Here is a 14,313-nt window from a genome sequence, read left to right on the forward strand (position 1 = left end):
TGTCAGGTCACTCGACGACTGGCGGGACGATACGACGTCGGTTGGGTTGCCAGGTCTCTTCCTCTTCGGCGAGGTAGTTCGGCCTGTCGCGCCGATCCTCGTCGCGAGAGGAATTACTGCGGGTGTTGGAGGGCACCGGAGCCGGGCGTCCCGCCGCGGCCGGGCGGGACGGCTCACCTGAGGTGGATCCTCGTACGAGCCCCGTACCCCCCGGAGTGAAGGGACGCCCGCCCACCCGGCCAGGCTGAGAAAGCTGCCGACCGACCGTACCGCCCGGCTCTCCCGTGAGGCGTCGACCTCCGACAGGGCCCGTACGGGCGGGGCCCGTCCCACCGGCCCCGAGTCCGGCCCCCGTACCCATGCCCATGGACGGACGACCCTGCATGTGGTCACCGCCGAACACGTTGCTGCGAGGGATCCCGGGCGTCGGGCGCCCTGCGTTGGGCGGGACCGGACGGCCGCCGATGACGCCGGGATCCCGGGGGAGGCGGTTGCCCAGGCCGTTGGTGGGACCTGTCAGGCCTGGAACGGCCGGTGGCCGCACTCCTGGAGTGGGACGGTTCGGCAGTGGCGCGCTGGGCCCCGGGTTGCTCGGGCTCGGATTGAACGGAGGCGGTGCGGTGCCCGGGGCGGGGGGAGTCGTGCCTTCAGGACGGCCGGTGGGAGGGACAGAAGACGGCGGGCCATCCGGAACGTGCGGGGCCTGGGGGAGCGTCACGCGGTCAATCCCCATGGCGGCGGGCTCAGGGGAGGGCGGAGGAGCAGTTGGCGGCGTGGATACGGGATTGTTCTCGGGAATGCCGCCAGGGACCGGATGACGGCCGACTGGAGCGGGACCGCCGCCGACCGGACCGGGACCTCCGCCGGAAGCGGGGCCGTCTCCGCCGGGGCCTCCTCCGGCGATGGAGGGCCCGGAAGCCGCAGCACCGCCGGAATGAGCGCTTCCCGAGCCCGGTACTGTTTCGTAGTTCTGGGGCCGCACCCACTCACCGGGATTCTCCGCATGGCTCGCCGGCGGGGCGAACGTAGGCGGCGTCACCCCATTCACCTGCTGCGCGGACTGCTGATACGTCTGTGCCAACTTCCGCATCCGCTGAACCGCCTCAGCGTGCGCCGCCTCGATCCGCTTCTGTGCCGCCGCCGCGTCCGCTTTGGAGTCGCGGGTGACTTTAGCGGCGTCGGGATCGTTATGGGCCTTCCGGGCGGCGTCCACGCTCTTGTTGGCGGCGCGCAGGTCCGCCTTGGCCTGCGTCGTGTCCGAAGCCGGCGGCATCGACGCCTTCGCCTCGGCGATCGCCTCGGCCACCACACCCATCCAGCGCGACGCGACCTCGCTGTACTGCCCGAGGTACAGCGTGGCGCTCGCCGACTGCGTGCCCCACGTGCGGAAGGCGTCGCCGCCCTCGCCCTGCCAGTGCAGGCCCTTCGTGTAGGTCATGAGGTCGTCGCCGATCTTGGTGATCGTCGACGCGGCCTTGCCCAGCTTCCCGGCGAGCTGGGAAGCGCCCTCCGGACTGGCGGACTCCACCAGCGCGAGCAGCTGCTCGTGCGTCATGGACTCGAAGTCCGTGTGCGCGAGCTTCGGCGTGCCGCCCTTGGATCCTTCAGCCATTGCTTTGTACCCCCGTTCCCCGTCCTCGTTCTCGTCCCCGTCTCAGCGCTCGACCTGGTCCTGGTCCTGGTCCTCGTCCCCGTACGGTCATCAAAGCGCCGTGTCCTTCTCCGTCGCCTTCGGACCGGAACCATCAGAGCCGGAGCCCGAGCCGCCCGGCCCCCGCACATACGGATCCCGATCCGGTTCGTAGTACTTCTCCGCCTCCGCGTTGATCGCCTTCATCCGCGCCCGAATATCGTCCTCAAGGTTGTCGTAGCCCACCCGCGACGCATGGACCGCGAGCCCCAGCCCCTCGATCTGGGCGCCCAACGCCTTCGAGAGCTTCTCCAGCTCGTCGTGCACGACGGCGTACGAGTCGTAGAGGAACTGTGCCTCTTTGAAGTCCGCCGAACCGAGCTGCCCCCGCGACAGCCGGTCGGCTCCGACTCTGCCCGGCGCCGCCTCGGAACCCTCGAGCTCGGTGAGCAGGTCGTCGACGCGCTTTTTGAAGCCCTTCATCGCACTGGCCTGGATGTCCAGCGCCATTTGCGGGTTTACGCCGTAAAGGGTGTCGAAGGACTTGCCCGTATCCGGCGTCCCGCCGCCGCCCCCGCTCGAACTCCCCACGCCTGCCTCCCCGTTGAGCCGTGTACTCAAGTCCAGTCATGTAACCAGCACGCACTCTAGTAGTGGTCGGGTAGCCGCCCCACTTGAATCAGGGCGGTCCCGCGCTTTCGCGACACGAAGGTTCCGCGGCCCGGCGGCATCGGGCGTGCGCGGACATTTCCGAGGATGTCTCCTTCGCTCGGATCGCCCGACAACAACACGCCCTGCGCGCCCAGTTCCTTCACCCGCTGCATGAAGGACTCGTACATCGAGCGCGATGCGCCGGCGGAGCTGCGCGCGATGATGAACTTGACGCCGACGTCGCGCGCGAAGGGCAAATGTTCGACCAACACGCTCAGCGGGTTGGTGGAGTTGGTGGCCACCAGTTCGTAGTCGTCGATGATGACGAACAGTTCCGGGCCGTTCCACCAGCTTCGATCACGCAGCTGCTGCGGAGTGATGTCGGGCTTCGGCGCCCGCTTCTCCATGAACGTGGCGATGGCGTTCATGTGGACGTCCATGGCCGACGCCATCGGCGCGTACTCCAGCAGGTGGTCCTCCGACACCGCCTCCAGCATGGTGCGCCGGTAGTCACCGACGACGATGCGGGCCTGCGCGGGCGTGTACCTCTCCGCGATCTGCTTCGCGATCAGGCGGAGCAGGTTCGTCTTGCCCGATTCGCTTTCGCCGAAGACCAGGAAGAAGGGATCTGTCTCGAAATCGACGAAGACCGGTTCCAGGTTCGTCTCGTCGATACCGATGGCGACGCCGTGCTGCGGGAACTCGAATCCCTTCGGCAGCTGATCGGCCGGGAGTTTGCGCGGCAGCAGTCGCACCGTCGGGGCCGCGGGTCCTTGCCAGTTGCTTTTCACTGTTTCAACCAACTGGGCCGTCGCATCGGAAAGCCCCGCCGGATCAGGCGAGGAGTCGACGCGCGGCATCGCCGTCATGAAGTGCAGCTTCTCCGGCACCTGGCCGCGGCCGGGCACCCCCGCGGGCACGTTCATGGCAACCTTGCGGTCGAATTCCGAGTCCATGACGTCACCGAGACGCAGCTCCAGGCGTCCGAGCATCTGGTCCTTGAGCGCCGCCCGCACCTCCATATAGCGCGACGCGGATACGACGACATGGATGCCGTATCCGAGACCGCGTCCGGCGATGTCGTTGACGACGCCCTCGAGCATGTCGTAGTCGTTCTTGAAGCTTCCCCACCCGTCGATGACGAGGAAGACGTCACCCCACGCCTCACCCGGAAGTTGCCCTGCCGCGCGCCGGCGCCGGTAGGTGGTGATCGAGTCGATGCCGTTGGCACGGAAGAAGGCCTCGCGGCGGTTCAGGACACCGGCGACCTCCGCCACCGCGCGCCGCACCCGCTCCGGGTCGAGCCGGGAGGCCACCCCTCCCACGTGTGGCAGATCGGCGACGGAGGCCAGACCGCCACCGCCGAAGTCCAGGCAGTAGAACTGCACTTCGTGCGCGGTGTGGGTCAGCGCGAACGACGTGATCAACGTACGCAGCAGCGTCGACTTTCCCGACTGCGGACCGCCGACCACCACCATGTTGCCCGCCGCACCCGAGAAGTCGCTGTACAGCACCTCGCGCTTCTGCTCGAAGGGCTTGTCGACCAGGCCCAGGGGGACGACCAGGCCCCCGGGGCGGGTGTAGTCACCGGCGTGCAGGCCCCGCTCCGGAGACACCGTGAGCCGCGGCAGCAGCTGGTCCAGCGTGGGGGCCTCGTCCAGCGGCGGCAGCCACACCTGGTGCGCCGGCACGCCCTGCCCCTCGAGGCGGCGCACCACGACATCGAGCACGGTGTCGGCCAGCGCGTCGTCCTCCCTTCGGGAGGACGCGGGGGGCACACCCGCGTCCGGAACCGTGTACGTCGCCGCGACCGGAGCCGCCGTGAAGAGCGCGGGCCGGCGATCGATGGGCAGCCGGGCCGACGCCGGGTCCGCGCCTCCCGCGCGGTACACCCCGGAGACGTACGCCGCTTTGAAGCGGGTCATTTCGTCCGTACCGAACTTCAGGTAGCCGGAGCCCGGCACGGACGGCAGGTGGTAGGCGTCCGGCACGCCCAGCGCCGTACGGGACTCCGAAGCGGAGAAGGTGCGCAGTCCGACGCGGTACGACAGGTACGTGTCGAGCCCGCGCAGCTTGCCCTCCTCCAGGCGCTGCGAGGCGAGCAGCAGGTGCACGCCGAGAGACCGGCCGATGCGGCCGATCTGGATGAACATGTCGATGAAATCCGGCTTGGCCGTCAGCAGTTCGCTGAACTCGTCGATCACCAGGACGAGTGACGCCAGGGGAGCCAGCGGTGCACCAGCGGCGCGCGCCTTCTCGTAGTCGTGCATGTTCGCGTAGTTGCCCGCCGACCGCAGCAGCTCCTGACGGCGCTGGAGTTCACCGCGGATCGCGTCACCCATGCGGTCCACGAGAGTGAGGTCGTCCGAGAGGTTCGTGATGACCGCCGCGACGTGCGGCATGTCCGACATCCCGGCGAACGTCGCACCGCCCTTGAAGTCTGCGAGGACAAAGTTCAAGGTCTCGGAGGAGTGGGTCACGGCCAGTCCAAGGACCAGCGTGCGCAACAGCTCGGACTTGCCCGAACCCGTGGCCCCCACGCACAGGCCGTGCGGGCCCATGCCCTCTTGCGCCGCCTCCTTCAGGTCCAGCATCACCGGCCGGCCGTCCTCGCCCACCCCGATGGGGACACGGAGCCGCTCCGCCGTGGAACGGGGCCGCCACGTGCGCGTGACGTCCACCGACCCCGCGTCCCCCAGATTCAGCAGATCGGTGAAGTCCAGGTTGGCCAGCAACGGTTCGTCGTCATCGCCCCCGCCCATCCGCAGCGGCGCCAACTGTCGCGCCAGCGCCTCCGCGGCGGGCAGCGACAACGTGTCCGGTACGCCTTCGTAGGCGACGCCACCGGTCGACTCCAGGAGCAGCTTGCCCGGCCGGGCCACCACGGACAGGCCCCCGCGAGGCTCGTCCAGCTCTCCCGTGACCACCTCGATGATCGTCACGCCCTGCAGGCCTTCCGGCGCGGCGAACGCGGACGTCGGCGGCACCATGCCGCCGTCCAGTACGACCACGAGGTGCGGCTGGTCGAGTACGGGCTGCCCGTCCCGGCTGAAGCGTGGCCGCCCGTCGAGACGGTCGGCGAGGAGCTGCTCCAGCTCACCGAGGTCGTCGCCGAAGAGGCGCTTCGCACCGGCGCCGTCGACCTGCCCCGGCACCTGGCAATGGGGGAGCCACTTCGTCCAGTCCCATCGCCCGACGGCACCGGGGGCCGCGATCACCGCCACCACCAGGTCCGCCGGGCCGTGCAGGGTCGCCAGTTGAGCGACCAGCGAGCGTGCGATGCCCTGCGCCGACTCCGGCTCCCCGGAGACCGTCAAGTGGTAGAAGGCGCGCATCGAGACCGCGACCGGCAGCCCGTCGAGCGAGCTGTGCACGGCGAGGAACTGCTGCATCGCCCCCGCCGCCAGCGGCTCCAGCTCGTCGACCGGCGCCGTTTCGGGCGCGACCAGGGGAGTGGCCAGTTGCTGCGGCCCCAGGCCCACCCGTGCCTGCCCGAAGTCCGCGTCCCCGATGCGGCGTTCCCACACCCGGCTCCCCTCGGCGACCACCGACCACAGCTGCTCCGGGGCAGGGTGCAGATAGAACTGCGCGTCACGCTGCTTGAGGGCGGTGCGCCGCACCGTACGTCGGGTCTGCGCGAGGTACTTGAGGTAGTCGCGGCGCACGTCGGCCATTTGCCCCTGCGTACCGCGCCGGTACCGGACGACCTGGGCGACGACCATCGCGACCGTCGACACCAGCATCACCACGCCCATGATCCGCATGAACGGATGAGCGTTGGGCGACGCGAAGAAGAAGACCACCGACGAGCCCATGCCGAGCGTCGGCAGGACCTGCATCAGCACGCCCTCCTGCTGCCCGCGCGGAAGCTCCGGCGGAGGCGCCAATTGCAGCTCATCACGGGGCACTTCGGGTGGCAGTGCGCGCGGCGGGCGCTTGATGACGATCTGACTCACCGGAGCATCAATCCCCCTATGCGGACGGGCAGTTCCATACCGCCGCCTCATCGGTGCGGTCTCGCTCCGCACCCGGGTGATCCTATGTGCAGGCACTGACAGCGCGTAGCGGTAGGGTGACGCGCGCACGGTGCGCAACCGCGAATCAGGGGGTCATGCAAGGTGAGTTCGCCCGCAGCGACCGGTTTCTGCAGGGTCACTGTCGTCGCGCCCGACAGCCGTATCGATGTCGCTCTGCCGGAGGACATCGCCGTGGCCGACATCTACCCGGAGGTTCTCCGGCTGACTCGCCAGACGCAGCCGGCCGGGACCCCGACCGGCTACAACCTCGTACGCCAGAACGGCACCGTCCTGGACGGCGCCCGGACGCTCGCCGCGCAGCGGGTCCTCGACGGCGAGGTGCTCAGCCTGCGGCCCTTCGCCATGTCGCTGCCGCCCGCCGTGTACGACGACGTGGCGGACGCGGTCGCCACTGCCGTGGTCAAGGACCGCAGGCTGTGGCGAGACGCGCTGCTGCGCGGCGCCGGCCTGACCGGCAGTTTCCTGGTCCTGCTCCTGATGGCCTTCGTGCTCTGGTACGCCGACCCCGTGCGCCACGACATGCACGGACTGCCGGGCATCGTCGCGGGCGGCATGGGCCTGCTCCTCATGGCCTTCGCCGGTGTACGCGTGCGTGTCTACGAGGACCGTGCCGTCGGCGCCGTCATGGGCCTCGCCGCCCTGCCGCTCCTCCTCATCGCCGGATCGGGACTCATCGCCCCGGACGCGGGCCAGGGACCCGGCCGACTGCAGTTCCTGCTCGGTTGCGTCACTGTGCTCGTGGCGTCGGTCCTGCTCGTCGTGGTCTCCCCGGGCAGCGACGCCCCCTTCGTGGCCGCCACGTTCCTGTCGGCGGCCGGCGCCCTGGCGACCTTCGTCGCGATCACCGCCGAAGCCACACCGACGGACGCCGCCGCCGTCACCGCCCCCGTGACCATCGCCCTCGTCGCGTTCCTGCCCGGCCTGTCCTCCCGCTTCGCCAGGCTGCCCATCGGCTACGCCTCGCCGCGGAGCTCCGTGCAGGAGGACTTCGACGCCGACCTGAACCCGACCGTCGACCCCGGCCCCCTCGACGCGGGCCGCATCGCGGCCCAGGCTCGGCGCGGCCACGAGCTGCTGCTCGGCCTGGTCGCAGGATCGGCCTCCGTCGTCGTGGGGTCGGCCGTCGTCCTCGGCTTCTCGAAGGACGTCTGGGGGCAGCTCCTCGCGCTCGCCACAGGCCTGGCGATGCTGCTGCGAGCCCGCCTCTTCCGCTACACCTCGCAAGTCGTGTGCGCCCTCGTGGCGGGCATCACGGCCATCGCCCTCCTGCTCGTCGGCCTGGCCCTGAATCCGCCGGGCGACGCCCTGGGTGAGCTGACCCTGCACGGCGACAGCGGCCCCTTGGAGCTGCGCGCGGTCTGGCTCACGGCCGCCATCGCACTGGGGTGTGCCCTGCTGACGGCCATCGCCCTGATCATTCCGACGAAGGGGCTCTCTCCCTTCTGGGGCCGCTTCCTCGACCTCACGGAATCGGCGATACTGCTCTCCCTGGTCCCGCTGTGCCTGGCCGTGCTCGACGTCTACAGCGCCGCTCGGTCCCTGACCAGCTGAGGGGCTCCCGGGGCAGCGCCGCGATCACCCCGGGCAAACCCCCCACAAGCAGACTGGTACCCTGTGAAACGACCGTCTGTATGCGCACCCCCGAATCCCCAGGGATCCGGATCCCGGGCCCACACAAGGACCTGGACTCGCGCCCGACGGCTCATCCCCGCCTCCCGAGTCACGGAAGCCCCCCTGAGACGTAGACCAGGGGCACTCGGAGGCACTCGAAGACATCACGAGGAGTACGCGTGTCGCTCGACGCCGCTACGAAGAAGCAGATCATGACCGAGTTCGGCCAGAAGGAGGGCGACACCGGCTCCCCCGAGGTTCAGGTGGCGCTGCTCTCTCGCCGCATCTCGGACCTGACCGAGCACCTCAAGACCCACAAGCACGACCACCACTCGCGTCGTGGTCTGCTGATCCTGGTCGGTCAGCGTCGCCGCCTGCTGCAGTACCTGGCCAAGAAGGACATCCAGCGCTTCCGTGCGCTGGTCGAGCGCCTGGGCATCCGCCGCGGCGCGGCGGGCGCCAAGTAAGACGGCGTGAAGGGAGCGGTTCCCACTCGAAGCACTCGAAGGGGGCCGCTCCCTTTGCTGTACATGCGCGCTGTCACCGACGCTTTGTAGTCTGGTGACATACGCACGTCTCCGGGGCAAGAGAATCCCGGGGGCGGCGAGAACGACGTACAAACGAAAAACCCCCACGAGGGAGAGGCGCACCAGCCGCCGCCGGTCCTCGGTAGTGGCCCCCGGGAGACATCCCCGGGTGCTTCGATCGAAGACCGGCCCGCAACCACGGCGCGCTTCTCCACACCGTCCCGGCGCCCGCGCACGACGCGTGGACGCAGACGAACGGGACACCGCCCGGGTCCACACGGGATCCAGGCGGGACGACGAAACGTAGACACGTAGGAGAACAGTGGAGAACGAGACCCACTACGCCGAGGCCGTCATCGACAACGGCACGTTCGGCACCCGCACCATCCGCTTCGAGACGGGCCGCCTCGCCAAGCAGGCCGCCGGCTCCGCCGTGGCGTACCTGGACGACGACACCATGGTGCTGTCGGCCACCTCCGCTTCCAAGCGGCCCAAGGACCAGCTCGACTTCTTCCCCCTGACGGTGGACGTCGAGGAGCGGCAGTACGCCGCAGGCAAGATTCCCGGTTCGTTCTTCCGTCGTGAGGGCCGCCCCTCCGAGGACGCGGTCCTGACCTGCCGCCTGATCGACCGCCCGCTGCGTCCTTCCTTCAAGAAGGGCCTGCGCAACGAGATCCAGATCGTCGAGACGATCATGGCGCTCAACCCCGACCACCTGTACGACGTCGTCGCGATCAACGCAGCCTCCTGCTCCACGCAGCTGGCCGGCCTGCCCTTCTCGGGCCCGATCGGCGGCACGCGCGTGGCGCTCATCAAGGGCCAGTGGGTCGCCTTCCCGACGCACACCGAGCTCGAGGACGCCGTCTTCGACATGGTCGTCGCCGGTCGCGTCCTGGAGGACGGCGACGTCGCGATCATGATGGTCGAGGCCGAGGCCACCGAGAAGACCATCCAGCTCGTGAAGGACGGCGCCGAGGCGCCGACCGAAGAGGTCGTGGCCGCCGGTCTCGAGGCCGCGAAGCCCTTCATCAAGGTCCTCTGCAAGGCCCAGTCGGACCTCGCCGCCAAGGCCGCCAAGCCCACCGGCGAGTTCCCGGTCTTCCTGGACTACGAGGACGACGTCCTCGAGGCCCTGACCGCCGCGGTCAAGACCGAGCTCGCCCAGGCGCTCACCATCGCCGGCAAGCAGGAGCGCGAGGCCGAGCTGGACCGCGTCAAGGAGATCGCCTCCGAGAAGCTGCTCCCGCAGTTCGAGGGCCGCGAGAAGGAGATCTCCGGTGCCTACCGCGCGCTGACCAAGAAGCTGGTCCGCGAGCGCATCATCAAGGACAAGGTCCGCATCGACGGCCGCGGCATCACGGACATCCGTACGCTGGCCGCCGAGGTCGAGGCCATCCCGCGCGTGCACGGCTCGGCGCTGTTCGAGCGTGGCGAGACCCAGATCCTGGGCGTCACCACCCTCAACATGCTCCGCATGGAGCAGCAGCTCGACACCCTCTCCCCGGTGACGCGCAAGCGCTACATGCACAACTACAACTTCCCGCCGTACTCGGTCGGCGAGACCGGCCGCGTCGGTTCGCCGAAGCGCCGCGAGATCGGCCACGGCGCGCTCGCCGAGCGCGCGATCGTGCCGGTGCTCCCCACGCGCGAGGAGTTCCCGTACGCGATCCGTCAGGTCTCCGAGGCCCTCGGTTCCAACGGCTCGACGTCCATGGGCTCGGTCTGCGCCTCCACGATGTCGCTGCTGAACGCCGGTGTGCCGCTGAAGGCCGCCGTCGCCGGCATCGCCATGGGTCTGATCTCCGAGGAGATCGACGGCCAGACGCACTACGTCGCCCTCACCGACATCCTCGGTGCGGAGGACGCCTTCGGTGACATGGACTTCAAGGTCGCCGGTACGAAGCAGTTCGTGACCGCGCTGCAGCTCGACACCAAGCTCGACGGCATCCCCGCCTCGGTCCTGGCCGCCGCGCTGAAGCAGGCCCGCGACGCGCGTCTGCACATCCTCGACGTGATGAACGAGGCCATCGACGTTCCGGACGAGATGTCCCCGAACGCGCCGCGCATCATCACCGTCAAGATCCCGGTGGACAAGATCGGTGAGGTCATCGGCCCCAAGGGCAAGATGATCAACCAGATCCAGGAGGACACCGGCGCCGACATCACGATCGAGGACGACGGCACCATCTACATCGGTGCCGCCGACGGCCCGGCCGCCGAGGCCGCCCGCGCCACGATCAACGGCATCGCCAACCCGACCATGCCGGAGGTCGGCGAGCGCTACCTGGGCACCGTCGTGAAGACGACGACCTTCGGTGCGTTCGTCTCCCTGCTCCCGGGCAAGGACGGTCTGCTGCACATCTCGCAGATCCGCAAGCTCGCCGGCGGCAAGCGCGTGGAGAACGTCGAGGACGTCCTCGGGGTGGGCCAGAAGGTCCAGGTCGAGATCGCCGAGATCGACTCCCGCGGCAAGCTCTCCCTCATCCCCGTCGTCGAGGGCGAAGAGGGCGAAGACCAGAAGGACGACACCGACAAGTGACGTCGCGTAGCACCACGACGACGGCCCGCACCTCTTCGGAGGCGCGGGCCGTCGCCCGTACCCAAACCCTCATCAAGGGCGAGAACGGCATCGGCACCGTCCGCAGGACGACCCTCCCCGGCGGCCTGCGCGTCGTCACGGAGACCCTGCCGTCCGTGCGCTCCGCCACCTTCGGCATCTGGGCCAACGTCGGCTCCCGCGACGAGACCCCCTCCCTGAACGGCGCCACGCACTACCTGGAGCACCTCCTCTTCAAGGGCACCAAGAAGCGCAGTGCCCTCGACATCTCCGCCGCGCTCGACGCGGTCGGCGGCGAGATGAACGCCTTCACGGCGAAGGAGTACACGTGCTACTACGCGCGCGTGCTCGACACGGACCTGCCGCTCGCCATCGACGTCGTCTGCGACATGCTGACGGGCTCCCTCATCCTCCAGGAGGACGTCGACGCCGAGCGCGGCGTCATCCTCGAAGAGATCGCGATGACCGAGGACGACCCGGGCGACTGCGTGCACGACCTGTTCGCGCACACGATGCTCGGCGACACGCCCCTCGGCCGCCCGGTCCTCGGCACCGTCGACACGATCAACGCCCTCGACGCGGGCCGCATCCGCCGCTTCTACAAGAAGCACTACGACCCGACCCACCTGGTGGTCGCGGCCGCGGGCAACGTGGACCACAACAAGGTCGTACGCCAGGTCCGCGCCGCCTTCGAGAAGGCCGGCGCCCTCCGCGACACCGACGCGACCCCGATGATCCCGCGCCAGGGCTCCCGCAATCTGCGCACCGCCGGCCGCGTCGAGGTCGTCAACCGCAAGACCGAGCAGGCCCACGTCATCCTCGGCATGCCGGGCCTGGCCCGCACCGACGACCGCCGCTGGGCCCTGGGCGTGCTGAACACGGCCCTCGGCGGCGGCATGTCGTCCCGCCTCTTCCAGGAGGTACGGGAGAAGCGCGGCCTGGCCTACAGCGTGTACTCGTACACGTCGGGCTTCGCCGACACGGGCCTCTTCGGCGTGTACGCGGGCTGCCGCCCGAGCCAGGTGCACGACGTCCTGAAGATCTGCCGTGACGAGCTCGACCAGGTCGCCGAGCACGGTCTGACGGACGACGAGATCGGCCGCGCCATCGGCCAGCTCTCCGGGTCCACCGTCCTCGGCCTCGAGGACACCGGCGCCCTGATGAACCGCATCGGCAAGAGCGAGCTCTGCTGGGGCGAGCACATGTCGGTCGACGACATGCTGGCCAGGATCTCCGCGGTCACCCCCGACGACGTGCGCGAAGTGGCCCGCGACGTGCTCGGCCACCGCCCGTCCCTGTCGGCCATCGGCCCGCTCAAGGACAAGCAGGCGGCCCGCCTTCACGAAGCGGTCGCCTAGTCTCCGTACGGGCCCACCTCGATACCCCTCGAAGGAATGAAGGACATGAGCAAGCTGCGCGTGGCGGTCATCGGCGCCAAGGGCCGCATCGGCTCCGAGGCCGTGAAGGCCGTCGAGGCCGCCGAGGACATGGAGCTGGTCGCCGCCCTCGGCCGGGGCGACAAGCTGGAGTCGCTGACCGAGGCGGGTGCCCAGGTCGCGGTCGAGCTGACCAACCCCGACTCGGTGATGGACAACCTCGACTTCTGCGTACGACACGGCATCCACGCCGTGGTCGGTACGACGGGCTGGACCGACGAGCGCCTCGCGCGGCTGCGCACGTCGCTGGCCGCATCCCCGGAGACGGGCGTGCTCATCGCCCCGAACTTCTCCATCGGCGCGGTCCTGACGATGAAGTTCGCGCAGATCGCGGCGCCGTACTTCGAGTCCGTCGAGGTCGTCGAGCTCCACCACCCGAACAAGGCGGACGCCCCCAGCGGCACCGCCACGCGCACCGCCCAGCTCATCGCCGAGGCCCGCAGGGAAGCGGGCAGCGCCCCGCAGCCCGACGCCACGACGACGGCCCTGGACGGCGCCCGCGGCGCGGACGTCGACGGTGTGCCGGTGCACTCCGTGCGCCTGCGCGGTCTCCTCGCCCACCAGGAGGTCCTGCTCGGCGGCGAGGGCGAGACCCTGACCGTGCGTCACGACTCGCTGCACCACAGCAGCTTCATGCCGGGCATCCTGCTCGGCGCGCGCCGCGTGGTGAGCACGCCGGGCCTCACGTTCGGCCTGGAACACTTCCTGGACCTCGGCTGATCAGGGCCATGCGCGCGAAGATCACCTACGCCGTCACGGCTGCCGTCCTGGTCGTCTACTTCGTCCTGGTCGGAAGCCGCGGCGTGCTCCTGATAAAGCACGGCACCGCGCTCACCGTCACCTTCGGTGTCGCGGTGCTCATCCTGCCGTTCATCGGCATCTGGTTCCTCTGGAAGAACACCCAGTTCGTCCAGCGCGCCAACCGCCTCGCGGCCGAGCTGGAGGCCGAGGGCGGGCTGCCCGTCGACGAGTTGAAGCGCACTCCCGCGGGCCGCATCGACCGCGACTCGGCGGACGAGGTGTTCGCCCGCCGGAAGGCCGAGACCGAGGACGCGCCGGACGACTGGCGCTGCTGGTTCCGGCTGGCGGTCGCCTACCACGACGCCAGGGACACGCCCCGCGCGCGGAAGGCCATGCAGCGCGCCATCGCCCTGCACGCGGGCAAGCCGGTCAACGTCTGATCAGGCGGTGGGCCGGTACTCGTCGGCCCACACCTCGATGGAGTCGGCCGCGCGGTTGAACGCCTCGTGACGCGCGAGGAAGTCAGCGTTCCGGTCGGTCAGGAGCAACTGCTGCGGTCCGGCCGGCTGCTGATCACGTCGTACGAGAACGAGTGCCTGGCCCTGGACCGTGCGGGGGAGCCCCAGCCAGCGCACCGGCTGCTGCGCGGTCCGCACGGCGGAGATCTGCCCCCACGCGAGCGTCTGCGTCGTCAGGAAGCCGACTCTGCGCAGTCCGTGGGCGCTGACCCAGGTGCCCATGCGCAGCAGCCGCAGGGCGCTCACGATGATGAGGGCGGCGAGCCCCGCACAGATGGCGGCGCCCGCCAGGGAGTCCGCGAACGCGATGATCACGGCGGCGAACAGGACGAACGAGGCGAGCAGCAGCAGGACCGCGCCCGCGCCCACGCGCCAGGGGCCCGGACGGTAGGGCCGGCGCCAGTGATCGCGGTCGTCGAAGGGCAGCGCGGCGTCGTGCGCCGCGTCGTCGAACGCGCGGTCCGCGGTCAGGAAGGGCAGGGGCACGGGCTGATCCTCACTCGATCCACACATGGGCTGTGCCCGGTGAGGCTATCGAGCCGTGCCCCCTGCTACCACCCTTGGGGGTCCGGACGAGTCAGTGCCGGACGATCATGGTCGGCGCC

10 protein-coding genes are annotated in these 14,313 nt (G+C 69.7%); 6 read left to right on the plus strand and 4 right to left on the minus strand.

The window, feature by feature from the left end; genetic code table 11:
* Positions 1-7 precede the first annotated feature (7 nt).
* The 3 genes from DEJ47_RS36610 to eccCa form a co-directional block, all read right to left on the minus strand.
* A complete protein-coding gene (locus DEJ47_RS36610; RefSeq protein ID WP_223828533.1) occupies positions 8-1,555 on the minus strand; it encodes a hypothetical protein in 1,548 nt (515 codons plus the stop codon).
* A 147-nt stretch (positions 1,556-1,702) separates the two neighbouring features.
* Positions 1,703-2,221 carry a hypothetical protein gene (locus tag DEJ47_RS28240; RefSeq protein ID WP_223828534.1) on the minus strand — a complete coding sequence of 173 codons (519 nt, stop codon included), beginning with the start codon at positions 2,219-2,221 and terminating at the stop codon, positions 1,703-1,705.
* Between the two features lie 56 nt (positions 2,222-2,277).
* A complete protein-coding gene (eccCa, locus tag DEJ47_RS28245) occupies positions 2,278-6,237 on the minus strand; it encodes a type VII secretion protein EccCa (RefSeq protein WP_150172883.1) in 3,960 nt (1,319 codons plus the stop codon).
* Positions 6,238-6,399: 162 nt separating this feature from the next.
* Here eccCa and eccD point away from each other — a divergent pair, with 162 nt between their 5' ends.
* The 6 genes from eccD to DEJ47_RS28275 all read left to right on the plus strand — a co-directional run bounded on the left by eccD (position 6,400) and on the right by DEJ47_RS28275 (position 13,630).
* Positions 6,400-7,869: a type VII secretion integral membrane protein EccD gene (gene eccD, locus DEJ47_RS28250; protein WP_150172885.1), complete on the plus strand. Its 1,470-nt coding sequence runs from the start codon at positions 6,400-6,402 to the stop codon at positions 7,867-7,869.
* Between the two features lie 239 nt (positions 7,870-8,108).
* Positions 8,109-8,396 (plus strand): 30S ribosomal protein S15, encoded by a 288-nt coding sequence (rpsO, locus tag DEJ47_RS28255; RefSeq protein ID WP_055568703.1) that lies wholly within the window; start codon positions 8,109-8,111, stop codon positions 8,394-8,396.
* A gap of 382 nt (positions 8,397-8,778) precedes the next feature.
* Positions 8,779-10,995 carry a polyribonucleotide nucleotidyltransferase gene (locus DEJ47_RS28260; protein WP_150172887.1) on the plus strand — a complete coding sequence of 739 codons (2,217 nt, stop codon included), beginning with the start codon at positions 8,779-8,781 and terminating at the stop codon, positions 10,993-10,995.
* Positions 10,992-12,371, plus strand: a complete 1,380-nt coding sequence (locus DEJ47_RS28265; RefSeq protein WP_150172889.1) for a M16 family metallopeptidase — start codon at positions 10,992-10,994, stop codon at positions 12,369-12,371. Before DEJ47_RS28260 ends, DEJ47_RS28265 begins: the two co-directional genes overlap by 4 nt.
* Positions 12,372-12,416: 45 nt before the next feature.
* Positions 12,417-13,169, plus strand: a complete 753-nt coding sequence (dapB, locus tag DEJ47_RS28270; protein WP_150172891.1) for a 4-hydroxy-tetrahydrodipicolinate reductase — start codon at positions 12,417-12,419, stop codon at positions 13,167-13,169.
* Positions 13,170-13,177: 8 nt separating this feature from the next.
* Positions 13,178-13,630 (plus strand): hypothetical protein, encoded by a 453-nt coding sequence (locus tag DEJ47_RS28275; RefSeq protein WP_150172894.1) that lies wholly within the window; start codon positions 13,178-13,180, stop codon positions 13,628-13,630.
* Here the strand turns inward: DEJ47_RS28275 and DEJ47_RS28280 are convergent, their stop codons facing one another.
* Positions 13,631-14,194 (minus strand): hypothetical protein, encoded by a 564-nt coding sequence (locus DEJ47_RS28280; RefSeq protein WP_150172895.1) that lies wholly within the window; start codon positions 14,192-14,194, stop codon positions 13,631-13,633.
* Positions 14,195-14,313 lie beyond the last annotated feature (119 nt).

This window comes from Streptomyces venezuelae (assembly GCF_008642355.1).
GTDB classification, from domain to species: domain Bacteria; phylum Actinomycetota; class Actinomycetes; order Streptomycetales; family Streptomycetaceae; genus Streptomyces; species Streptomyces venezuelae_B.